The organism is Acinetobacter sp. TWP2-2-3 (genome assembly GCF_049896445.1).
Lineage (GTDB): Bacteria > Pseudomonadota > Gammaproteobacteria > Pseudomonadales > Moraxellaceae > Acinetobacter.
The window spans coordinates 402,740-424,262 of sequence record NZ_JAFCUI010000002.1; the positions used below are offsets into that span (position 1 = coordinate 402,740).

Below are 21,523 nucleotides of genomic sequence, written 5' to 3' on the forward strand. Positions count from 1 at the left end.
GCGGGTATATGGAGGCCTAACCCAAACTTTAAGGTAAAGAAAATGGCAGATTACAACGTAAGCATGCGCGACCTTCTTCAAGCTGGCGCGCACTTTGGTCACCAAACTCGTTTCTGGAATCCAAAGATGCGTGATTACATCTTTGGTGCGCGTAACAAAATTCACATCATCAACCTTGAGCACACTGTTCCTGCGTTAAATGATGCTTTGAACTTTGCTAACAACTTGGCTAGCAAAAAGAACAAAGTTTTGTTCGTTGGTACTAAACGTGCAGCTTCTGCAATCATCCGTGAACAAGCTCAACGCGCTGGTCAACCATATGTAGATCACCGCTGGTTAGGTGGTATGTTGACGAACTGGAAAACACTTCGCCAATCTATCAACCGTTTAAAAGACCTTCAAACTCAATCTCAAGACGGTACTTTCGCTAAGCTGACTAAACGTGAAGCTCTAGAGCGTACTCGTGAGATGGAAAAACTTGAGCGTGGCTTAGGCGGCGTTAAAAACATGGGTGGTTTACCTGACGCATTATTCGTAATCGACGTTGATCACGAAGCGATTGCAATCAAAGAAGCGAAGAACCTTGGTATTCCTGTAATTGGTATCGTTGATACAAACTCTAACCCAGACAACGTAGACTACGTTATCCCGGGTAACGATGATGCGATCCGTGCAGTAACACTTTATGCTTCTGCTATGGCTGATGCGATTCTTGCTGGTAAAGAATATGCTCAATCACAAGCAAATGCACAAGCTAAAGCAGAAGAAGCTCCAGCTTCTGAGGCTTAATGCGTTTGACGCTAGCTTGTCATTTTTGCGACATGTGATGGTGGCAAAGTAAGCGTTATGTATGCAGGCGGCCCATGAGAACTCCTCTGGGCCGTTTCTGTTCTAAAAAGAATTCATTTTCTACCGAATTTAGGAGATAAACATGACTGCAGTTACAGCAAGCATGGTTAAAGAATTGCGCGATCGTACTGGTCTTGCAATGATGGAATGTAAAAAAGCTTTGACAGAAGCGGGCGGCGACGTTGAACTAGCGATCGACAACCTACGTAAATCTGGTCAAGCTAAAGCTGCTAAAAAAGCAGGTAACATTGCTGCTGACGGCGCAATCACAATTGCTCAAGACGGCAACAAAGCACTTCTTCTAGAAGTTAACTGTCAAACTGACTTCGTTGCAAAAGACGAAAACTTTGCTGGTTTCTCTGCGAAAGTTGCTGCTGCTGCACTTGCTGCAAACGTAACTGATCCTGCTCAAATCGCTGAATTGAAACTAGAAGATGGTGCAACTGTTGAAGAAGCGCGTATCGCTCTTGTTCAAAAGATCGGTGAAAACATCCAAGTACGTCGTGCGAAAATTGTTGAAGGCGAAAACCTTGCAGTTTACAAACACGGTCTTAAAATCGGTGTTGTTGTTTCTTACACTGGTGATGAAGCTACAGGTAAAGGCTTGGCAATGCACGTTGCTGCGTTCAACCCAGTTGCTGTAAATGCTGAAGGCGTTTCTGCTGAGCTTATCGCGAAAGAGAAAGAAATTGCTGAAGCGAAAGCACTTGAATCTGGCAAGCCAGCAAATATCGTTGAGAAGATGGTTGTAGGTTCTGTTGAGAAATACTTGAATGAAGTTGTGCTTGAGCGTCAAATGTACGTAATCGACAACGATAAGAAAGTTGCAGACGTTCTTAAAGCAACTGGTACTACAGTTGCAAACTTCGTTCGTTTCGAAGTTGGTGAAGGCATTGAGAAAAAAGCAGAAATGAGCTTCGCTGAAGAAGTTGCTGCTGCTCAAGCTGCTGCAAAATAATTCCTTAGGAATTAGAAAAAGCCCTATCTGATTGATGGGGCTTTTTTATGTTGATTTATTCTTCATCAGCAATTCAAGAATAGGATTTGGGTTTGGTGATAGAGCTCAGATCATGTATTCATCATTTAATAAAAAAGTTATAAAAATGCCAAATAAAACCAAACTGGGCATCGGTGCAGTCATTGCACTGTTGATTGCTGCTTATCTGGGCCTGGATCTACAACAATCCCAACCACTTATTCCATCCGCATCTGATACTACAACTGAAACGCTTGATTCAGAGCCTAATTTAGTACCCTCTCAAACGACTGATGATCTGGACCGAATTGCACGGGCGTTTCAACAGCGTCAGAGTGATCTACAGGTGCGTTCAGCGGGCAGGTGATTGCCGTTTTGCCAGATGATCATGAAGGATCGCGTCATCAAAAGTTTATTCTCGAATTACCAAATGGTCAAACTGTACTGATTGCGCATAATATCGATCTGGCGCCGCGTATTCAGAACATTCAAAAACAGGATCAGGTTGAGTTTTATGGAGAATATGAATACAGTGACAAGGGTGGGGTGATTCACTGGACGCATCATGACCCTGCACGAAAACATGTCGCTGGCTGGTTAAAACATCAAGGAAGAACCTATCAATAAGGTTCTTCCGATTGGGTAAATCGAATATAGCGTTTAAATGCTCATAATTGCGCTGTTATGGCGTGATTTCCAGTTCGGTAGGATTTTACCTAAATAGGCATCCATGCACCAAATTGGGCCAATGAGGAGGAATTGGAGGTCTTTGAAGAATGAAGGCTTTTTACCTTCCACTTTGTGCCCATAAAATTGGCCAATCCAGGCCAAGACAAACAGGGCAATAAAGAAACCGGTACCGACTGGCAGAATCCAGATGAGCCAGGCCATGACCAAAGTCAACGTAGCCATCGCTACTGCCAAAACAAGATCTAGGCGTGCATAGAAGATAAAAGCCAAAACCAGTAGCAGGGTAGTCAGCAAAGCGCTGAAATGCGCCAGAATGCCAATAATCGAAAAATAGATAGTCGGTACACAGACCCAGTGAATCAGCTTATTGGTTTTATTTTGATGGCTGTCACTATATTCATCAAACCATTCAGATATTGTTTTCATTCTTCGCTCCATTCCATGAACATGTTTTGCTTATCTGGAAATATAAAGCAGAATCCGGATATGGTCAAAAGTTAATCATGCAAGCGAGCGAATTTTATCAGGCAGGATGAGCCTACCAAAATTTTCTTGAAAGAACTTTAAGATAGGGCGGAGCAGGAGCGTTTATATTCTTCTAGAAAATGAGCACAATAAAAAAGCCACATTGCTGTGGCTTTTGTTAAATGTGTTGCAGGTCAAATCTTAAGAATTTGGACCAGCGACACGTTCAATACTGACTTTTGCAGTACCTGCACTGGTAATACCCAACTGTTTCGCAGCACCGTAAGATAAATCAACAACACGGTTACCATGGAAAGGACCGCGGTCATTTACTTTAACCACGACGCTCTTGCCGTTATTGCGGTTAGTTACGCGAATATAGCAGTTCAATGGCAGGCTACGATGGGCAGCTGTCATTGCGTTCATGTCAAAGGTTTCACCGCTTGCAGTTTTACGGCCGTGGAATTGACGACCATACCAAGACGCTGTACCTGTCTGACTGAATTTACGTACAGTATTAGAAGCCACTGTATTCAGTTTTTCAATCACTGAAGGCTCTTCTGCAGGAAGTTCAATTTTCGCTGCAATGGTTTCACGGCGAACTTTATCGCCAGAACGCTCAGTGATTGAAAGGCTGTTCAAATTTGTGAAATTTGAATTGAAGCTTTGAGCTTCTTTATTGAGTACTCGCGTGGCAAGACGCGAATTGTCATTTTCATTGGTGAATGAAGATGACGGAACCATATCTGCCTGCGATTGCGTCAGCGTGACGATCGTGGCAATGGCCATAAAAGACTTCAAAATTGAAGAATGCATCGAATCAACTCCTAACAGCATATCTATTGGTTATTCATAAATGGCTGAAAAACCATGTAAACATGCCTGATATTTAACTTATGCAACTACATTTAACGAAATGGATAATATTCATGCCGGCAATACCCTGTCTAGTGTTTAATTAAAATAGTTAAAAAAAGAACGCAAAATAAACAATGATTGATCAAAAAATAATCAATATTGTAACATAATATTAAAAATGCTTAAAATACGCACAAATTAACCCATAAAAATGTTGACTTTCATAATTTGTATTAATTTTTAGTGTTAACGGCTGGTAATTTCGGTACCTAATAACCACAAAGCAGTGGCATACATACGGCTGCGATTATAGGTGGTAATCACTTGAAAATTTGGATAAGTGATGTAGTAAATCGAGCCATAATTTTCTTGTAATTGAATTACATTGACTAGATCCAGATCGTCAATTTTTACGATTGGATTCATTGGGCTAATGCCTTGCGTTTTTAACACACCATAAGGCATAGGTTGAGTCAGATCCTTGGCAATCACAGCATCGGGATTTGAACCGGTATAACGTGCCGGAAAGGCAATCGGCTGATTACGCTGCCAGCCATGCTGTGCCAGATAGTTGGCAATCGAGCCAATCGCATCTACCGCTGAGTTACGCAGGTCAATATGACCATTGCCATCGTAGTCCACGCCGAATTTGGGAATGTTGCTCGGCATAAACTGCGGATAGCCAACAGCGCCGGCATACGAACCCACCACAGAAGAGGTGGCAACACCATCTCTATATGACCAGGCAATTAAAGCAGCCAGTTCATCCTGAAAATACTGGGCACGACGTTCATAGCCAAACCCTAAGGTTGCTAGGGCATCACGAGTGACAAAAGAGCCCTTGTTGCTACCAAAACCGGTTTCTACACCTAAAATGCCCAGAATGATCGCCTGTGGTACACCAAACTGCTGTTCAGCACGGTTAAGCGTTTCTGCATATTGCTGTTTAAAACGTACGCCGCGCTGAATGGTAGATTCAGCTAAGAAGTTAGTTTTATACGAATACCAAGGCTTACTTTCACCTGGGCGATTCATGATATTGATAATATTAGGCAAATTACGCGTCCCGCTCATGGCGGAATCTACTTGCTGGGCACTCAGCTCATAGCTCTGCATGGCGTTCTGCTTAAAAGCGGCATAAGAAGGGTGATATTGGAAATCGTTGGCCAGACTCAAACTGCTGAGACCAAATGCGGTAAGTGCGATTGAAAGCTGCTTAAACTTTTTATAAAAATCCGATTTCAACATCTTGCTACGATTTCCAGTTTTTTTGATGAGTTGCTGGCGATGTCATTTGAATCATGCCATGAAAAAGATTGATAAATTTTTTCAATCGTGGGGCTTAAAGTGCCAGATTAAAGATAACATTCGGATGAATAAGAGACCTAGCCGCTTATACAAAAATAGCGATGGATTGGCTATTTTTACGGCAGTCTGTCTTATAGAGCCGCTTATCTGTAACAAGCTATTTCACTGATCATAAAAAAGCCTGACCGAAGTCAGGCTAATTCCTCAAGATTTGTAGAAAATCTTGAAACCATGCTATCCAAAACTATTCTGTATAGAACAAAGTGTCATGATATTCGGCCATGGCGCGCAGCTCATCTTTATTCAAATTCAGAATAATTTTATCTGCTGCCATATTGATGGCCTTGATCACTGCAGATGCGCCAATATCTGCTGCCTTGCGTTTGATCATGCCAAGATCCAGGGTTTTATTAAAGTCGACCATAAAATGTCGGACTGTCGCTTCACCAAATTGCTTGTATAAGTTGCTGAACGCTTGTTTATCGATACTCTGACCGGCTTTAAGCTCCGCATAATGATGTTTTAAATTTGTCACCAGATTGGCATCCAGTGACTCACCAATGCGGAAATTTCCTTCAGGATCTTTAAACAGACTGCGCTCAGAGAATGCAATCGACTCTCTGACCACATCGTTCGGCGCTTTACTCAATAACTGCTTCAGCAAAACCGCAACAGTCGACTTGATATAGCCAGCCAGTTTTTCCGCAGTATCGCGTTTATCACTGGCAGGGAAGCGACGCACCAGCTCGGTGAGAATCGCATCAATAATTTCATCATTAATCATCAATGCGGTTTTATCACGTAATGGGTAAAGCGGCTCACTTGAATTTTTGTTTTTTTGTGCAGTCTGAATTGTATTTAAAAGCTCTGCAGAAGGAATAAACCCAAAAAATGGCATTGTTCAACCTCAATGTTTTTTATTGTCGCGCTAAACGAATAGGGCGAGGCATCCATGTTAAATCCGATACACGGCAAGGGTTGATATCCAATCCACCACGGCGTGTATAGGTTGCGTAGACCATCAGCTTTTCCGGTTTCAGTTGCTGCCAGATATCGGCAAACATCTGCTCCACACATTGTTCGTGGAACCCATTATGCTGACGGTAGGAAATAATATAAGCTAAAATACTCTTATAACAAGGTTTTTTACCTTGATAACGTATAAAAACTGTTCCCCAGTCCGGCTGGCCAGTGACTGGGCAGTTACTTCTGAGTAAATGTGAATACAGCTGGATTTCACCTTCTGCTGCATCATCCGAATCCAAAGCCAATAAACTGGCATCTGGATGATTTTCTAGGCGCTCAGGTGTCAGCTCGTCAATGCAGATGCCTTCCGGCTTGCTGATCTCTAATTCATCGACCTGAAACAATTGCAGTTTAACTTCAGCTTCAGCCGCAGCAGATAAATCTTTTTCGACCGTCGTGATAAAGGCATCTTGAGATTCAAACTTGGCAAAATTCAGGCTATTGAAATACAGTTTTAAGGATTTGGATTCAATCAGATTCGGCGAAGACGCTGGCAAGCTAATGCGGCCAATAGCCACTTGCGGCACACCGGTTGAATTTAACCAGGAAATTTCAAATACATGCCACCAGTCTGCACCTTGCTGAATCGCTTCGACATGTGCGTATTGTTCACGGGCAGGCGCGCGCGAAATCGGAAACAGAACATCAGGCTGATATTCTGTCGGGTAATTGGTGTCTTTACCAAGGAGAGATTGTTCTACACTCATTATTCACGCATTCCTGAACCACGGGAGAGTAAATGATAGGCCACTGCATACAGCACGGCACAACATAAGGTAATTACTGTCAGTGAAATGGCGACATTGACATCGCTATGTCCTAAAATGCCATAGCGGAAAGCATTGACCATATACACGACAGGATTAATTAAAGATAAATTTTGCCAGAATGGGCTTAAGCTCGAAATAGCATAAAACACACCACCTAAATAGGTCAGTGGCGTTAACACAAAAGTCGGGATAATCGAGATATCATCGAAAGATTTGGCATAGACGGCATTGATAAAACCACCCAAGGAAAACAGCAGGGAAGTAATCAAGACTGTATATATAGTTACGAACCAGTTGGTGATATATAAGTCAGCAAAAAACAAGCTCACCACACTGACAATGATCGCAACCAGTATCCCACGAATCACACCGCCCAATACATGACCCCATAAAATGGCATGCATCGGTACCGGACTCATGATCAGTTCTTCAATACTTTTCTGGAATTTTGAGCTGAAGAAGCTAGATGAAACGTTGGCATAGCTGTTGGTGATCACGGCCATCATAATCAGACCAGGCACAATGAACTCCATATAACTATAGCCGCCCATTTCTCCAATGCGTGAACCGACCAGATTACCGAAGATCACGAAGTACAGGCTCATGGTGATTGCAGGTGGCAACAGGGTTTGTGGCCAGATGCGCATAAAGCGACGCACTTCTTTATAGATAATGGTATATAAAGCTACGCTGAGCTGATTAATGTTCATTGCGCAGCTCCATCCAGATTTTTCTCGACCATTTTCACAAAAAGTTCTTCCAGACGGTTGGATTTATTGCGCATACTGCGCACCTGAATATTCTGTGATTCCAGCAACTGGAACAGATCATTTATGCTATGTGCCTTGTCCATAGTGATTTCTAAGGTCATCGGATCGATCAGGTTAAATCGCACGCCGATAATATCCAGATGTAAAGGTTCAATCGGTTCGGCCAGATCAAAAATAAACGATTCTTCATTGAGCTGACTCAGGAAGCTTTTCATGGTGGTGTCTTCTTTAATCACACCGCGATCGATAATCGCAATACGGCGACACAGCATTTCCGCTTCTTCTAGATAATGCGTGGTCAGAATGATGGAGGTGCCTTTTTCATTCATCTCGTTCAAAAATTCCCACATCGAACGACGCAACTCAATATCAACGCCAGCTGTCGGTTCATCCAGAATCAGCAGTTTCGGTTCGTGCATCATGGCACGCGCAATCATCAGGCGACGTTTCATCCCGCCGGATAACATGCGGGCCTGAGTGGAACGCTTTTCCCATAAACCCAGTTTGGTCAGATAAAGCTCCGCCCGTTCCTGTGCAATTTTTTTAGGAATGCCGTAATAGCCTGCCTGAGTCACCAAAATATCGAAGGTTTTTTCAAACTGGGCAAAGTTGAATTCCTGAGGCACCACACCTAGACACTGTTTGGCCTGAGAGGGGTGGGTATCCAGATTATGACCAAAAATTTCGACTGTACCGGATGTTTTTTTTGTTAATGAACTGATAATACCAATGGTAGTAGATTTTCCTGCGCCGTTGGGACCCAGTAGCGCATAAAATTCACCTTCTGGTACATTTAAGTTAATTCCTTTCAATGCCTGAAAGCCATTGCGATAGGTCTTCGACACATCCCTTAAGATCAGTGCATCAGTCATGAATATCTCAAATGGTGAAAAGTTGAGATATTGTGAGTGATCTCGCAAAATAAGCCAAGTGATTCACATGCAATTCTGTGTTGCTGTTTTGGAACATTGTATAAAGCTTAAGCATAAAAATGATGAAGTTAGAGATAGTTGCTTTACCTTATGCTTTTTTTTGTTATGATGTGCGCGATCCAAGAAAGATGCGCTCATAGCTCAACTGGATAGAGTACAGGTCTCCGAAGCCTGTGGCGTGGGTTCGAGTCCCGCTGAGCGCACCATTTATTTAAACTATAAAACTGAAAAATAAATCAAATTAGTATCGCACACAGTTGCGGCCATCATCTTTCGCCCGATAAAGATTGTTATCGGCAATTTTCAAAACGTCTAGAATATTTTTAGAACTGTCTGGCCAAGAAGCAATCCCAATCGAAATGCTAATGTGACCTATATTCTGAATCTCTTTACCTGCAATCTCTTTTCTGAACCTTTCCGCACTTTCATACACTTCAGTGAGATTGCTGTTCGGTATAATAATGATAAATTCTTCACCACCGTAGCGGCAGCAAATATCATCTTTACGAAATTTTTGCTGCATCGTCTTGGCAATATGCTTTAAGACAACATCACCTTGATCATGACCATAATTGTCATTAATGTTTTTAAAATGATCCACATCCATCAGAAGCACTGAAAAAGGGATGTTCATTTTCATGTTGTGAGTCATGACATAATTCAACCCACGACGATTCATCAAGCCGGTTAAAGGATCTGTATTAATATGATGATCCATCTTGCTCATTTGTTGTGAAAATTTGCGAACACTGAGCAGTAGGGCTAACTTGAATTTTGTGACCTCATAGTACCAAGGCTGGATATTCTTAATTTTTGAACCGATTTCTGCCTGATTTAGCAGACTCGCCATATCTGCCAGTTGATTCAACGGGGCCGAGATAGAGTCAGACAGTCGCCATACAATATAAAAAACAAGCAGATAAAATAAAAAGAATCCTGCGGCTAATTTATAAAGGATAGAATTTGCCTGTTTAAGTAAATCATGGGTGGGTTGTTGGGAAACCACGATCCAGTTTGAAGTCGGAATATGAGAAAAACCCGCCAGATTATCAACGCCCTGGCTATTGATTAAACGAATTTGACCATTTTTATGCGCATGCATATATTCCAGACCAGTATTATTGCTGGCCAATTGACCGATTCTTTCACGATCGGGATGGAAAATAATTTTATTTTCATTGTTAATCACATACATATAACTATTCTTATAATTTTTATAAGTGGTTAGAAGCTGATTAATTACATTTTTTTCTTTTAAATAAATCGCTGAACCGATGAAGCCCTGATAGTGATTTGACTTGTCAAAAATAGGTTGAGAAATAAACACAATCATATTTTTTTGCACAGAAAAATAGGGCGAAGATATATAAGTCGATTTTTTATGAAGAGAGTCAATAATCCCTTGAGTATGTTGTATTTTGCTTTTATCAATATGCAGAATATTAGGGGAAAAGTTTATCAGTCTGCCTTGGGTGTCACTGATCACAACACTGTTATAGTGTTCAGACTGATATTTTAATTTATTGACCTCGGCTTCTCTTAGCTCATTGTTATTAAAGTCTTGACCTAATATCTTGGCACTATAGTCCAGCTCAAGAAGCATATTTCTAAAATGGTTGTCTGTGCTTAATGCAATTTTATGTGCATGATCAGAGTTTAAGGCAAGAGAATTGTCGATTAACTGATTTTTTACGATCTGATAGCTAATAATGAGAGAAATAATAAAAAGGCTAGATACACTAAAAATAGCCAATAAAAGTATTAACTGCCTTAAATTGAGATCAAGGTGTTTCCTAAAATTATTAGCTGACATAAAAAATTAGATATACCTCGATGTATTTATGAGCATTGTATTGCATTTATATTCAATGTTTAAGGTTGATATAAAATTAAATTTCCATTAAGTGGGAGCTTTTATTTCGATCAAATTTAGAATTTATAGATTGCTTGGCTGTAAATAGGGTGGATTTGAAAAGCTGAGTAAGGTTCTGAATATTTGACTATGCTGCAAATAAAAATATGGTATTTAACGTTCAGAAAATCATTGAATAATTTTGATTTCCTCATGTAAGTTATTAAATAATCAGACAAAAATATGGTTAATTGACATTGATGGGAGGTTAAATTGTCGCCATTTTTTGAAAAATAATCATTTTAAAATTAGTCGTATCGATTCATGACAGCAGTTTCTTTGAATATTGCGTCCTTTTCCGGAAGTATTTTTTATTTATAAAAAATCATATTCCAACTTAAATTTTAAAGCGCTTATTGAGATTATGAACGAGAGTATTGAGCCGTCTATGCAACGGGAAGTTGTATGCTTAATAAGGTATTTTTCTAGAAATCAATAAATTAGATAAAGATGATATGAATGCAAAATTCTTCGTAAGACAAGCCAGAAATATTCTAATCTGCTTTAAAAAAATGACAATTGGAATCTTGTATAAGTCTTCTTTTAGAAGTGTAAAAGAGTATTGTTGGCTAAAAAAATACTGTTATATTGAACTCATGGTAGGTCGTAAAACCAATAAGACGCTACCGATAAGTTGGACGGATCAATGACAGTTAGTTGAGTTTGATGTTCATCACCAGACAATAAATCTAGCACTAGCCATCCAACACAGAGCTCGCAGAAATGCGAGCTTTTTTAATGTCTGCGCAATTCATTCAGTTTAATATTCTTTTTATTATAATCCCTCCAGATAAAAAAGTTTACATTGCCAAATTCGTTAACATCTTGAAGATTAATCGCTTGGCTAATTATGGTATAAAAAACTGCAAATTGGATAATGAGAGAGGAAGGAAAAATGTCAAAGATGATTGATATCAAGGTGAAAGATCAATTTAGCCAAGTGACTGAAGCGAAAGCGATGCTGTGTTCCTTTGCAGAGCACAACATTCATCATGCAGCTGAGTTGGTCAAAAAAATTGAACATATTGTGGTGGATGGTGAAACGATTCTGCCGAGTATTGAGCTATTATTTGAAAGCCAAAAATCTTCAAATATTTATCGCGTTGTCGAATAATTTAATCAGTGAACTTCAGATAGGTAGAAAAAAATTGAACTTATTTATCCGAAATCACCGATTCAGCAGTTAAAAAACTCACCATTTAGGTGAGTTTTTTATACTCTGGTATTTGCCAGCTTGGATACTAATGTATGCAGCTTATAATCAGAAGCTGATTCAATCTCTAAGAGAAGACAACGTGGTAGTGAGCCTTGATTGGCCGAAGAAATTCCCCATACCAATAAAAAAGTTCGCTAGAGTGAGCAAGTATTTAAATCTGTTTAAGCTGTACATCCACATCATATTTTTCAAATTTTTGCAAAATCTGCGCTAAAGTTTGCTGTGCGGTTGTATGCTCAGGGCTTAAAGAAATTTCCTGACGAGTCGTGCTGTCAAAACATTCAATGGCCTGAATCAGCCAATGATGCTCAATGGGACTTTTTTGAATCAATATACGGCGCGGTTGCAAGCTATCACTGATCTGGCGGGGAAGCACATAGGTAATCGCCAGTTGCACAAATTGCAGTTCTTCAACCGGACTTAAAAAGGTGATCACCCAGTTGCCAACTTTACTCAGTTGCATGGGATTATCGAACGCATCGAATTCTAAATAATGTGACATATACATGATCCAATCGGATGTCTATGCTCACCTATATGGCGGGATTGTAATTCTTTTTCTATCACGCTTAAGTCGGATATTCCGAGCTTTAAATTTCGCTTGAATATAAATATTTCAAATAATCAATTAGTTATCTTAAACAATCAAAGCTAGCTTATTGTTAAACTTGCTCATTTAAGAGTTTTAAAGACTAAGATCTTATTAGTCTTCAGCTTTATTTTGCTGTAATTGATCTAAAGCAAAATTGATCTGCTTCAGAATGTGATTCAATTCTTGGGGAGCAATACGGCTTTCCTGAAGGGACGTGATCCATTGCATTTGGCACAGTTTTAAACTGCGCGTATCCGGCGCCTGTAAAATCTGATGAATTTGCTGCTTGGCCATCAAGCCACAATATTTTTGTAAGCTTTCCATCATCATATATTTAAGGTCTTCAAAAGACATAGGTTGCAGTTCAGGCAGCTTTTTTGCATGGCTTGAATCCGTTTCAGCAGATGGAATGTCCTGCGCTACTTTAATGGATTCCATCTCAGGATGGAGTTCTTTTGTCGCAGAAGCTGCTGCTATCGATGAGTCCAACGATCGGTGAATCTCGGAGTGTGCCAGGTCAACTTTTGTATCTGTTCTTGCATCAGCCTGCTTTTGACTGATGGCTACCTCGCCCGTTTCAGCTGGAATAATTAAATCCATGGCATAAAGCTGATCTAAGAGTTCGGCAGGAGCAAGCTGTTGTTTTAAGCCATCATTTAATAAGTTGAAATCCTGGCTGCCGATCAGAACCAGTAAGCGGCGTTGGCGTGCGGTCAGTGGGATGGAGCGATCCTGTAGCACCTCGATCCCACGTTGAGTTTTATAAAAATGCATCATAGCTGAATAGATGGTTGCTAAAATTCAGCTAGAGCATAGTCTGTGAAAATTACATTAATATGAAGTATTTATTAAAATACTGAGGTTTATTTTGATAAGACCTATAATGTCGTGATCGCCGTATTTTCAAGGGCCTTACGTAAATAAGGATCCAGTTCATCCTGACGCAATAGCCATTGCACATAGTCAGTAGGAAGTTCGGCGATGGCAGTACCGCGATGTTTGCCAAAATTAATCGTACGTGGAATTCGGGCATCTTCAGAAGCGTCGAATAATTCCTGCATACTGTTGATTTTTAAATGATGCACAATATGCATCAAAATATTGGCAGTTAAAATAATATCCATATCGGCACGATGCGCTTTACGGATCATTTCACGCGCTCTTTCGCTGCCTTTGGTGATCATATAAATCAGGGCAGAAATATTGTGTGCTTCCGCATCTGGCCAGACCCGACGTGCTAAAGCCAGTGTACAAATCGCCTTGATTTTTGAAGTATCTACGCCACATTTTTCGATGGCACGGACGTCATAATCAATATTATGGCCGATCATGTAGACGGTTTCATCAGGCAGGCGAAAGGTGCTGTAATGCGGCTGACCTTCCAGATCCGATTCCAGAATATGATGCACGGCCATGGCAGCAAAAGAAATAGCTTCGTCACATGAGTAGAGCTGATCAAACAGGCGGCTTTTATCCAGACTGATTTTATGCTCTACAATTTCGACAGGCGCATAAGCAATTTCGATGGGTTGGCCATTTAAAGTATGCGTTTCGGTATCAAGAATAATGGCCTGCATGTCGGAAATGTGCCTGAAAAGAGAGGAGAGTAAAATCTAACATTATTATTTTGCAACTGACAATTGAATTGCTTTATTTCTGTATTAATTGCAGGCTTTTTAACGTATGACGACTATTTGTATAGTTCTGAAAAGGGGAAATTCTCTATTTTTAAGTTTGCTGATTTCATAATAAATATAAACTGACGCGAATTTAATAGAAAAAATAACGCATTCTTTTCTTGATATTGTTTAGATAAATTGGGAAATTACATGTAGTTTTATCGTTTGTTAAAGATAAAACCAGAAAAACTCATTAGAGATGATAATAAATAAGATAAGGATAAGATCGATGAAACGTCAAGTATTGACCTGTGCTCTTCTCACATTAAGTGTAGCCTTAACTGCTTGTAACGATGATAGTGATAATGATCGTTTTTACGAGTCCAAACCTGCTGTTCCAGTAAATAATATCGATAATCCAGTCGTGGCAACACCTGTAGCCTATACTCAAACGGATTTCTCCGGGATCGCTGACGAAAGTGTGATCATGACTTATAAGATGTTAGGAATTAATGGTAAGGAAACACAAGCTACTGCATTAGTTTTCACACCCGAGGGAACGCCTCCAGCTACAGGCTGGCCAATTGTGGCATGGGCACATGGAACTACCGGTGTAGCTGATCAGTGTGCGCCGAGTCGAAAAGCGCTGAATGATTATATCAAAGCCATGATTGGCGGGTTTCTCCAAGCTGGCTATATTGTAGTGGCACCTGACTATGAAGGTTTAGGAGAGCCAAGTGGAAAAGAACTTCATCCTTTCTTGAATCTGAAAAGTGAAGCTTATTCTATTACTGATGCAGTTGTGGCTGCACGAAATTATTTAGGTTCACAAGCGTCCAATCAATGGGTTGCAGTAGGGCATTCTCAAGGTGGACAGGCAGCTTTAGGTGCTGCGCAATATGCAGCACGTGCTTCTAAGATGACCTATAAAGGTACGGTAGCTTTAGCACCGGCTTCAAATTTCAATCTGATTTTGACAGGAGGTGAACAACAGGCGGGACAAGAAACAAATCTGGATAAAAAAATTGGAACTTTAGCATCTTTAGATACCTTTACTGCATTGATTGTTGCCGGTTTGCGTAACCCGAACCCAAATTTGCAATATAGTCAGATTTTTAAAACACCAACCGACGAAATCGCGAAAAATGCAGAAACTGATTGCTATGATGTATTAGGCCAGAAATTTGGTACTGCAATGTATGCTTATGCACAATCAAATAATAACTCAGTAAATAATTATCCTCGTACTCAAACTAACTTTATGAGTATTCCAGTCGTAAAGAGCTTCTTGGAAAAAGATTCTCAGCCTTTACTTGTTAAAGTTTCTACGCCAGTGATTATTTATCAGGGTTCAGCAGATAGTACCGTTCCGAAAGCAGCAACAGATGTTTTGGTTGCACTCGCCAATCAGAAACAAACTTCAGTACGTTATATTACGGATGAGTCAAATGCGACTAAATGGGATCATGGTAGCGTCTATGCACTGAATATTCCTAATATTATTTCAGATGTAAAATCTCTAATGCCAATTCAATAACTTATTTTTATCTGAATGGCTCATGTTTTTTTAGATATGAGCCATTTTTATTGCAAACTGAATAAAGTTCATGATCGAAAATTTAAAACTTCATGCTACAATACGCGCCAATCTTAGCACGGCTTAAAAGCCCTAAATCAATAGGACCTCGCTAATGTTTGCCAATATCTCTATCGCTGAATTTGATCCAGAATTAGCTCAAGCAATCTCGAATGAAGATGCTCGTCAAGAAGCTCATATTGAGCTAATCGCTTCTGAAAACTACTGCTCACCAGCAGTTATGGAAGCTCAAGGTTCAAAACTTACTAACAAATATGCGGAAGGCTACCCAGGTAAACGCTACTATGGCGGTTGCGAGTATGTAGACGTTATCGAACAATTGGCGATTGACCGTGCTAAAGAACTCTTTGGTGCTGATTATGCTAACGTTCAGCCACATGCTGGTTCACAAGCAAACTCAGCAGTTTACTTAGCGCTTCTGAACCCGGGCGATACAGTTTTGGGGATGAGCCTTGCTCACGGTGGTCACTTGACTCACGGTGCAAAAGTAAGCTTCTCTGGTAAAACATATAATGCGATTCAGTACGGTTTAAACCCTGAAACTGGCGAGATCGATTACGAAGAAGTTGAGCGTTTAGCGCTTGAGCATAAGCCACGCATGATCGTTGCTGGTTTCTCTGCATACAGCCAGATCGTTGACTGGCAGCGTTTCCGTGAAATCGCGGACAAAGTTGGCGCTTATCTGTTTGTTGATATGGCTCACGTTGCAGGTTTAGTTGCTGCTGGCGTTTACCCAAGCCCGGTACAAATCGCTGACGTTACTACGACTACGACTCACAAAACACTTCGTGGTCCACGTTCTGGTCTTATTCTTGCGAAAGCAAACGAAGAAATCGAGAAAAAATTACAGTCAGCTGTATTCCCAGGCAACCAAGGTGGTCCTTTGGTTCACGCGATTGCTGCGAAAGCAATCTGCTTCAAAGAAGCAATGGCACCTGAATACAAAGCTTACCAACAACAAGTCGTTGTTAATGCGAAAGCAATGGCTGAAGTATTAATCGCTCGTGGTTATGATGTAGTTTCTGGTGGTACTGAAAACCACTTGTTCTTGCTGTCTTTAATCAAGCAAGACATTACAGGTAAAGAAGCTGATGCTTGGTTAGGTGCTGCTCACATTACTGTGAACAAAAACTCTGTACCAAACGATCCACGCTCTCCGTTCGTCACTTCAGGTATCCGTATCGGTACACCTGCAGTAACAACTCGCGGTTTTGGCGAAGCTGAAGTGCGTGAACTTGCAGGCTGGATCGCTGACATCCTGAATGCTAAAGGCGATGAAGCTGTTATCAACGCGGTGAAAGAGAAAGTTGCAGCGGTATGTGCTAAATTCCCAGTTTATGCATAATCGCTTATAAACGGAAAGGAGCTCCCAACCGGGAGCTTTTTTTATAGCTGTAAAAATAACGATGTAAAAGATGTTTAGACTTGATCGGGCTTATATAGATCAATTTCCATGCCGTAAGAGATTGAGTCATCAATAAAATCATATTGAGTTTTTCTCAATCTGGCTTAAAGTCTTTTATCAACTATTTGTATTTTTAAATGCTTTAAAAGAATGAATGCATTCGTTGCATGCTTTGCTTGAAATTATTTACAGGAATTATTTTCAGAACCTGACACTTTAAAAATAATAGGTTATTGAGCTGAAGATCATGGTAGATGAAGCGCTTGAGTGAATCCCATGTTACTGTAAGGTGGTGCTGATATAAGCGCCGTGAATGACATCATTCTTTTTATTTAAACGTTATATGGATCGGTATCATTTGAATATGGGTAAATCCTGTATTTAAAAATGCTGCTGGCGGTTGATTGATTAATTTTTCATTTATGCATTAAACAAGGTAATAAGGATGACTAAACCCAACATTATTTTATCTGAGCAAGATTTACATCGTCTGGAAACGATGCTGGAGAATCAGAGCAAGCTGAGCGAAACCATGATCCGCTTAGAGGATGAATTGGCACGTGCCGAAGTGGTCGAGCCGCAAGCGATCGCAAGCAATATCGTGACCATGCATTCCCGTGTGTTGTTGACCATTGCACCTTCTACGGAAGCTGTTGAGGTGACACTAGTTTACCCACACGAATTTAAAGGTGAAAAGGGGCAGGTCAATGTGGTCGCACCGATAGGTGCAGCCATTTTGGGCTTAGCAGAAGGTCAAACCATTGAATGGCCACAACCGGATGGTCATACCATGAAAGTAACCATTGAAAAAGTGCTGTTTCAGCCGGAGAGCGAAGGGGATTATCTTTAAGCCAGCGTTGGATCATCCTTGAAAGCCATAGCAATATGGCTTTTTTTGCATATGGATTTTAAGTAAAACCTGGTGTTGTAAGCATTTAGATCAGATTGAATACATTTTAAAGTTCTAAATGCTTAAAGTTAAACAATTCTCAAGATGCTACGTAGCCATTTATCTCTGTAATTGGATTGTCTTGCCAAAATCATAATTAAAATAAAGATAAAACATGGATTTAGTTAAAGTGATGTAACGAATTTCTGGATAAATATACACAACGCAGTCTGTTTTTTTGCTACATTCGAAGATGTTCTAGACTTCTTTGTTTCACTTTTTTAAAGGATATCGCCTCAACCATGTCGCGCTTTGAAGCTCTACCTGCCTTGACTGACATGATGCTTGATCGTGAGGAAATTCTGGCGATTAAGCGTAATGAGCTTGTGCCTGTACTGGATAATCAATATGGGCTGAATCATTATGCAGATGCTTTGATTCAGGCACAGTCCGTTCTACTGAATGGTGTAGATCCGCACTTGACCCAACAGTTAAGCCATACCATTGAGCAATTGATTCAGGCTTTGGCAGAATCTAAAAAATATCTGAAAAAACGTAAATTTAATGCCCTACAGAAATGGCTAGGCATCGATCTGGATTATGGCTCAAGTCAGGTGGAATATTATCAACGGCTAGACCGTTTGCTCGATCAGGCCGATCACTTAAGCCGTAAATTACAGATTGAAATTCAGAAATCGCAGTCGCGTTTTCAGCAGCTTTTGGGTTTGCGCGAACAGATGGCCAAGCACATTGTCGCAGCAGACGAGTTTCTGTCTGAATATCCGCTATTCGTCAAAAACCAGCATCCCTTGGATAATTTTTTAGAACGCCTCTCCAAGAAAATTAATACCTTACGTACCTTGCAAAGCAGTAATGACATCGCCATTACCCAGATGCAGCTTTCGCAGCAGCTTTCCTTTAGCCTGCTGGATCGCTTTAAGGAAGCACAGCAGGTCTTGATTCCGGCCTGGCAATATCATGTCAAACAAAGCCAGACGAAACACTCGACAAGTGATCTGGAAAAACTTGATAATAGCCGTGAGAGTCTGATTAAAACGTTAAAAAAATCCCTCGAGAAACCCTCGAAAACATAACAATATAAGGTGAACTATGACCAAGTCTGATTTAGTAAATTTACCTGTTGAAAGCTCGAATGAACTGGTCGAACAAAAATTCCAGCAAATGGACCTGAAAGAACTGGGCTTACAGTCTGCTGACTTTCAGGAGGTGCTGGCTGCACGTAAAGAGTTGCAGAACATGAGTCATAACAGCGTGGCTGAATATGGCAAAAATATTGCGACCAAAACTTCGACCTATACCGATGAATTACTGAATCTGGTGCAAAATAGAGATCTGGATGCGACAGGACAGAAGCTGAATCAGGTGGTACAGGTGGCTCAGCAGCTGAATACCAGCAGTATTCTCAATAAAAAGAAAAGTTCGGGTTTTTTTGGCAATATCATTAGCAAATTCAAAGGTGCGAAAGATAACTTTGATGCGCATTTCAATACCACTAAAGAGCAGCTAGATGTACTGGTGAAAGAGATTGAAACCTCGCAATCCGGTTTGAAAGCACGTGTTGATACCCTGGATAAAATGTTTGACGGGGTACAGGATGAATATAAACAGCTCGGGGTACATATCGCCGCAGGCCGTTTACGCGAACAGGAGCTGCAGCAGGAAATTTCCACTTTAACCGCCTTGCCGCAAGATCAGAGCACCACCCAGAAAATTTATGACCTGAACCATCTGGCCAATAATCTGGAAAAACGTGTCAGTGATTTACAGGTATTGCAGCAATCTGCGATGCAGACCTTGCCAATGATCCGGATTATCCAGTCGAATAACCTGATGTTGGTCGACAAGTTCTATGCGATCAAAAACATTACTTTACCGGCGTGGAAAAACCAGATCAGTCTGGCGATTTCGTTGAGTGAACAGAAGAACAGTGTACAGCTGGCCAATACCATTGATGATGCTACCAACGAGCTGCTGCGCCGTAATGCTGACCTGTTACATCAGAACTCGGTTGATACGGCTAAAGCCAATCAACGCTCGGTGATTGACATTGAAACGCTTGAACATGTGCAAAACACCCTCATTAAAACTGTAAATGATGTGATTCAGATTCAGAAAGAAGGTGTACAAAAACGCACAGAAGCAACCGTGCGTTTGAAAGCTTTGCAGGATAATCTGAATCATTTGGTGATTGAATCAAGTACCAGTGGATCCAAGCCCAACTAAATCAGGTAGGGCCAAAATCTGTAAGAAGGAGTAGAGATTGCCGCCCTTAGATGAATACGCCGTTAAGCCTCAGGACATCAAGCAGGGGGTAGTTGCACTCAAGAAACGTCAACGCAATTTGATGCTATTGGGTTTGACTACTTCTACCGTATTTATAGCCTCATTGATCAGCCTATTTTTCCAGCAGGAACTGGTCTATGGCTTTTTTGGCCTGAGTACTCAAGTACAGCAGTTGCATTTGCCGGTCAGTGTAGATGCCACACTGGCCAGCATTGGTGATAGTCCCGATTATTTTTTTAGTTTGCTGAGCTGGTTTGGCTGGCTGATTATTAAAATTTTTGCCTCTTTCATCGGTGCATTTTTTGTGATTGGCTTACTGAAAAAGTTGCGTTTCTTTTATGTGCGCTTTCAGTCTTTTGTGCTGAAATTTGTCGCCTGGCTGATTGCTTTTATCGTAATTTGGTCAGGCTTAACTTACTGGCAGCATGATCTGCGCAATGATCGGGATGATGCTTATCAGCAAGTGGTGTATTACGATAGTAATATCAATGATAGTGAAATCGCCCGTTACCTGGCTGATTCAGAGATTGCAGCACCGGTGAAATCTTATTTATTGGCGCAAACGGCATTGCTGCATAAGCCTCAAGATTTATCTGCCGCAAAACCTTATGTTTTAAACTTGGTTGAAGCAGAAAAACAGGATCCTAAATTTGAACAATATGGTTTCAAGCCTGAACAAATCTGGACCATGCAGCAACAGGTCTATGGTCAAGCCATGACACCAGTCGCCAAGAGTGTAAATATGCAGGTACAACAGGCGGATCAGTTAAGTCAGATCACGAATCTGGTTATTATTGGTGTTGCTATTTTATCGGCACTACTTAGCCTAATCTTGTTTTTCTTGGCCAACTCAATCAAGGGTCGTTCTCTGCGTATCGAACAGCGGATTCATTAATTTCCCAAAATGCTCCTGAATAGGGAGCATTTTTTTGATAAAATTTCAATGCTATTTTTAAGATAACCTATTCAACTTGCTCAATACCGCCCAAAAATTAAAATAAGGCAGCATAAAATCTATGATTGGATTGATAATCTAAAATATCGATCAATAAAATAAAAACAAACTGTTTTACCTATTTATTCAATTCATTTAATATCCTGTTATCAAATAAACATTTACTCCTTTGGAGACGTTAGCAATGTTAGACCAAAATACTTCAGCCCAACTTAAAACCTTATTAGAACGCCTGGAAGGCCCGATTGAACTGGTGGCGACTTTGGATGGCTCTGACAAATCAGCCAAAATCCAGGAACTGGTGTCCGAAGTGGCTGCACTGTCTGATCTGGTCACTGCACGCTTTGACGGAACCAATAAACGTGCGCCAAGTTTCGGGATTGCAAAAGC

The 21,523-nt window shown here is 40.7% G+C and carries 20 protein-coding genes, 1 tRNA gene and 2 pseudogenes; 12 read left to right on the top strand and 11 right to left on the bottom strand.

All coding sequences use genetic code 11. The annotated features are described in order from the left end of the window. Nucleotides 1-42: 42 nt before the first annotated feature. The 3 genes and pseudogenes from rpsB to ACP7AK_RS05360 all read left to right on the top strand — a co-directional run bounded on the left by rpsB (nucleotide 43) and on the right by ACP7AK_RS05360 (nucleotide 2,452). A complete protein-coding gene (gene rpsB, locus ACP7AK_RS05350) occupies nucleotides 43-789 on the top strand; it encodes a 30S ribosomal protein S2 (RefSeq protein ID WP_004279050.1) in 747 nt (248 codons plus the stop codon). A gap of 142 nt (nucleotides 790-931) precedes the next feature. Then, nucleotides 932-1,807, top strand: a complete 876-nt coding sequence (gene tsf, locus ACP7AK_RS05355) for a translation elongation factor Ts (protein WP_004279049.1) — start codon at nucleotides 932-934, stop codon at nucleotides 1,805-1,807. Between the two features lie 145 nt (nucleotides 1,808-1,952). Further along, nucleotides 1,953-2,452: pseudogene (locus ACP7AK_RS05360) on the top strand (DUF3465 domain-containing protein). 33 nt (nucleotides 2,453-2,485) lie between these two features. Here the strand turns inward: ACP7AK_RS05360 and ACP7AK_RS05365 are convergent. The 7 genes from ACP7AK_RS05365 to ACP7AK_RS05395 form a co-directional block, all read right to left on the bottom strand. Then, a complete protein-coding gene (locus ACP7AK_RS05365; RefSeq protein WP_224215549.1) occupies nucleotides 2,486-2,941 on the bottom strand; it encodes a DUF962 domain-containing protein in 456 nt (151 codons plus the stop codon). 240 nt (nucleotides 2,942-3,181) lie between these two features. After that, complete coding sequence (locus tag ACP7AK_RS05370; protein WP_004279046.1) at nucleotides 3,182-3,796, bottom strand: septal ring lytic transglycosylase RlpA family protein; 615 nt, start codon at nucleotides 3,794-3,796, stop codon at nucleotides 3,182-3,184. 288 nt (nucleotides 3,797-4,084) lie between these two features. Continuing rightward, the gene (mltB, locus tag ACP7AK_RS05375; RefSeq protein WP_425878936.1) at nucleotides 4,085-5,086 is read right to left on the bottom strand and encodes a lytic murein transglycosylase B; all 1,002 of its coding nucleotides are present in this window, start codon (nucleotides 5,084-5,086) and stop codon (nucleotides 4,085-4,087) included. Between the two features lie 304 nt (nucleotides 5,087-5,390). After that, nucleotides 5,391-6,044 carry a hypothetical protein gene (locus ACP7AK_RS05380; RefSeq protein ID WP_114540900.1) on the bottom strand — a complete coding sequence of 218 codons (654 nt, stop codon included), beginning with the start codon at nucleotides 6,042-6,044 and terminating at the stop codon, nucleotides 5,391-5,393. A gap of 19 nt (nucleotides 6,045-6,063) precedes the next feature. After that, nucleotides 6,064-6,879 (bottom strand): NADPH-dependent 7-cyano-7-deazaguanine reductase QueF, encoded by an 816-nt coding sequence (queF, locus tag ACP7AK_RS05385; protein ID WP_004279042.1) that lies wholly within the window; start codon nucleotides 6,877-6,879, stop codon nucleotides 6,064-6,066. After that, entirely contained in the window at nucleotides 6,879-7,652 is a 774-nt protein-coding gene (locus ACP7AK_RS05390) for an ABC transporter permease (protein ID WP_314107401.1), read from the bottom strand. The genes queF and ACP7AK_RS05390 overlap by 1 nt, the downstream gene beginning before the upstream one ends. After that, nucleotides 7,649-8,584, bottom strand: coding sequence for an ABC transporter ATP-binding protein (locus tag ACP7AK_RS05395; protein WP_180086175.1), 936 nt, complete (start codon nucleotides 8,582-8,584; stop codon nucleotides 7,649-7,651). Before ACP7AK_RS05395 ends, ACP7AK_RS05390 begins: the two co-directional genes overlap by 4 nt. 190 nt (nucleotides 8,585-8,774) lie before the next feature. Between ACP7AK_RS05395 and ACP7AK_RS05400 the strand changes: the two genes are divergently transcribed. Further along, nucleotides 8,775-8,850: transfer RNA gene (locus tag ACP7AK_RS05400), tRNA-Arg, on the top strand. 35 nt (nucleotides 8,851-8,885) lie between these two features. On the opposite strand, the gene ACP7AK_RS05405 is transcribed toward ACP7AK_RS05400, so the two are convergent. Then, nucleotides 8,886-10,457, bottom strand: coding sequence for a sensor domain-containing diguanylate cyclase (locus ACP7AK_RS05405; protein ID WP_425878940.1), 1,572 nt, complete (start codon nucleotides 10,455-10,457; stop codon nucleotides 8,886-8,888). A 994-nt stretch (nucleotides 10,458-11,451) separates the two neighbouring features. Here ACP7AK_RS05405 and ACP7AK_RS05410 point away from each other — a divergent pair. Beyond that, nucleotides 11,452-11,670, top strand: a complete 219-nt coding sequence (locus tag ACP7AK_RS05410) for a hypothetical protein (protein WP_425878942.1) — start codon at nucleotides 11,452-11,454, stop codon at nucleotides 11,668-11,670. Nucleotides 11,671-11,923: 253 nt separating this feature from the next. Here the strand turns inward: ACP7AK_RS05410 and ACP7AK_RS05415 are convergent, their stop codons facing one another. The 3 genes from ACP7AK_RS05415 to ACP7AK_RS05425 all read right to left on the bottom strand — a co-directional run bounded on the left by ACP7AK_RS05415 (nucleotide 11,924) and on the right by ACP7AK_RS05425 (nucleotide 13,941). After that, on the bottom strand, nucleotides 11,924-12,274 hold the full coding sequence (locus tag ACP7AK_RS05415; RefSeq protein WP_071850993.1) for a hypothetical protein: 351 nt from the start codon (nucleotides 12,272-12,274) through the stop codon (nucleotides 11,924-11,926). A gap of 201 nt (nucleotides 12,275-12,475) precedes the next feature. Further along, nucleotides 12,476-13,141 carry a hypothetical protein gene (locus ACP7AK_RS05420; protein WP_044112094.1) on the bottom strand — a complete coding sequence of 222 codons (666 nt, stop codon included), beginning with the start codon at nucleotides 13,139-13,141 and terminating at the stop codon, nucleotides 12,476-12,478. 101 nt (nucleotides 13,142-13,242) lie between these two features. Next, nucleotides 13,243-13,941, bottom strand: coding sequence for a DUF3820 family protein (locus ACP7AK_RS05425; RefSeq protein ID WP_044112093.1), 699 nt, complete (start codon nucleotides 13,939-13,941; stop codon nucleotides 13,243-13,245). A 331-nt stretch (nucleotides 13,942-14,272) separates the two neighbouring features. On the opposite strand from ACP7AK_RS05425, the gene ACP7AK_RS05430 reads away from it, so the two are divergent. The 7 genes and pseudogenes from ACP7AK_RS05430 to ACP7AK_RS05460 all read left to right on the top strand — a co-directional run. Further along, on the top strand, nucleotides 14,273-15,520 hold the full coding sequence (locus tag ACP7AK_RS05430; RefSeq protein ID WP_313564689.1) for an alpha/beta hydrolase: 1,248 nt from the start codon (nucleotides 14,273-14,275) through the stop codon (nucleotides 15,518-15,520). Between the two features lie 154 nt (nucleotides 15,521-15,674). Then, nucleotides 15,675-16,925 carry a serine hydroxymethyltransferase gene (glyA, locus tag ACP7AK_RS05435; protein ID WP_425878944.1) on the top strand — a complete coding sequence of 417 codons (1,251 nt, stop codon included), beginning with the start codon at nucleotides 15,675-15,677 and terminating at the stop codon, nucleotides 16,923-16,925. Nucleotides 16,926-17,430: 505 nt separating this feature from the next. Continuing rightward, a complete protein-coding gene (gene rnk, locus ACP7AK_RS05440) occupies nucleotides 17,431-17,835 on the top strand; it encodes a nucleoside diphosphate kinase regulator (protein ID WP_044112091.1) in 405 nt (134 codons plus the stop codon). Nucleotides 17,836-18,176: 341 nt separating this feature from the next. Continuing rightward, nucleotides 18,177-18,968, top strand: a complete 792-nt coding sequence (locus tag ACP7AK_RS05445) for a tellurium resistance protein (protein WP_425878946.1) — start codon at nucleotides 18,177-18,179, stop codon at nucleotides 18,966-18,968. A 16-nt stretch (nucleotides 18,969-18,984) separates the two neighbouring features. Further along, nucleotides 18,985-20,118 carry a toxic anion resistance protein gene (locus tag ACP7AK_RS05450; protein WP_253145779.1) on the top strand — a complete coding sequence of 378 codons (1,134 nt, stop codon included), beginning with the start codon at nucleotides 18,985-18,987 and terminating at the stop codon, nucleotides 20,116-20,118. A gap of 37 nt (nucleotides 20,119-20,155) precedes the next feature. Continuing rightward, a complete protein-coding gene (locus ACP7AK_RS05455; protein WP_425878948.1) occupies nucleotides 20,156-21,073 on the top strand; it encodes a hypothetical protein in 918 nt (305 codons plus the stop codon). A gap of 244 nt (nucleotides 21,074-21,317) precedes the next feature. Then, nucleotides 21,318-21,523 (top strand): annotated as a pseudogene (locus ACP7AK_RS05460) (alkyl hydroperoxide reductase subunit F); the annotation flags it as partial.

Coding starts and splice junctions, on each gene's coding strand:
- ACP7AK_RS05425 (WP_044112093.1), bottom strand. CDS start 13,941: ATGCAGGCCATTATTCTTGATACCGAAACGCATACTTTAAATGGCCAA.
- ACP7AK_RS05365 (WP_224215549.1), bottom strand. CDS start 2,941: ATGAAAACAATATCTGAATGGTTTGATGAATATAGTGACAGCCATCAA.
- ACP7AK_RS05370 (WP_004279046.1), bottom strand. CDS start 3,796: ATGCATTCTTCAATTTTGAAGTCTTTTATGGCCATTGCCACGATCGTC.
- ACP7AK_RS05380 (WP_114540900.1), bottom strand. CDS start 6,044: ATGCCATTTTTTGGGTTTATTCCTTCTGCAGAGCTTTTAAATACAATT.
- ACP7AK_RS05390 (WP_314107401.1), bottom strand. CDS start 7,652: ATGAACATTAATCAGCTCAGCGTAGCTTTATATACCATTATCTATAAA.
- rnk (WP_044112091.1), top strand. CDS start 17,431: ATGACTAAACCCAACATTATTTTATCTGAGCAAGATTTACATCGTCTG.
- rpsB (WP_004279050.1), top strand. CDS start 43: ATGGCAGATTACAACGTAAGCATGCGCGACCTTCTTCAAGCTGGCGCG.
- ACP7AK_RS05430 (WP_313564689.1), top strand. CDS start 14,273: ATGAAACGTCAAGTATTGACCTGTGCTCTTCTCACATTAAGTGTAGCC.
- ACP7AK_RS05415 (WP_071850993.1), bottom strand. CDS start 12,274: ATGTCACATTATTTAGAATTCGATGCGTTCGATAATCCCATGCAACTG.
- ACP7AK_RS05405 (WP_425878940.1), bottom strand. CDS start 10,457: ATGTCAGCTAATAATTTTAGGAAACACCTTGATCTCAATTTAAGGCAG.
- ACP7AK_RS05445 (WP_425878946.1), top strand. CDS start 18,177: ATGTCGCGCTTTGAAGCTCTACCTGCCTTGACTGACATGATGCTTGAT.
- ACP7AK_RS05420 (WP_044112094.1), bottom strand. CDS start 13,141: ATGATGCATTTTTATAAAACTCAACGTGGGATCGAGGTGCTACAGGAT.
- ACP7AK_RS05395 (WP_180086175.1), bottom strand. CDS start 8,584: ATGACTGATGCACTGATCTTAAGGGATGTGTCGAAGACCTATCGCAAT.
- mltB (WP_425878936.1), bottom strand. CDS start 5,086: ATGTTGAAATCGGATTTTTATAAAAAGTTTAAGCAGCTTTCAATCGCA.
- tsf (WP_004279049.1), top strand. CDS start 932: ATGACTGCAGTTACAGCAAGCATGGTTAAAGAATTGCGCGATCGTACT.
- ACP7AK_RS05450 (WP_253145779.1), top strand. CDS start 18,985: ATGACCAAGTCTGATTTAGTAAATTTACCTGTTGAAAGCTCGAATGAA.
- ACP7AK_RS05410 (WP_425878942.1), top strand. CDS start 11,452: ATGTCAAAGATGATTGATATCAAGGTGAAAGATCAATTTAGCCAAGTG.
- queF (WP_004279042.1), bottom strand. CDS start 6,879: ATGAGTGTAGAACAATCTCTCCTTGGTAAAGACACCAATTACCCGACA.
- glyA (WP_425878944.1), top strand. CDS start 15,675: ATGTTTGCCAATATCTCTATCGCTGAATTTGATCCAGAATTAGCTCAA.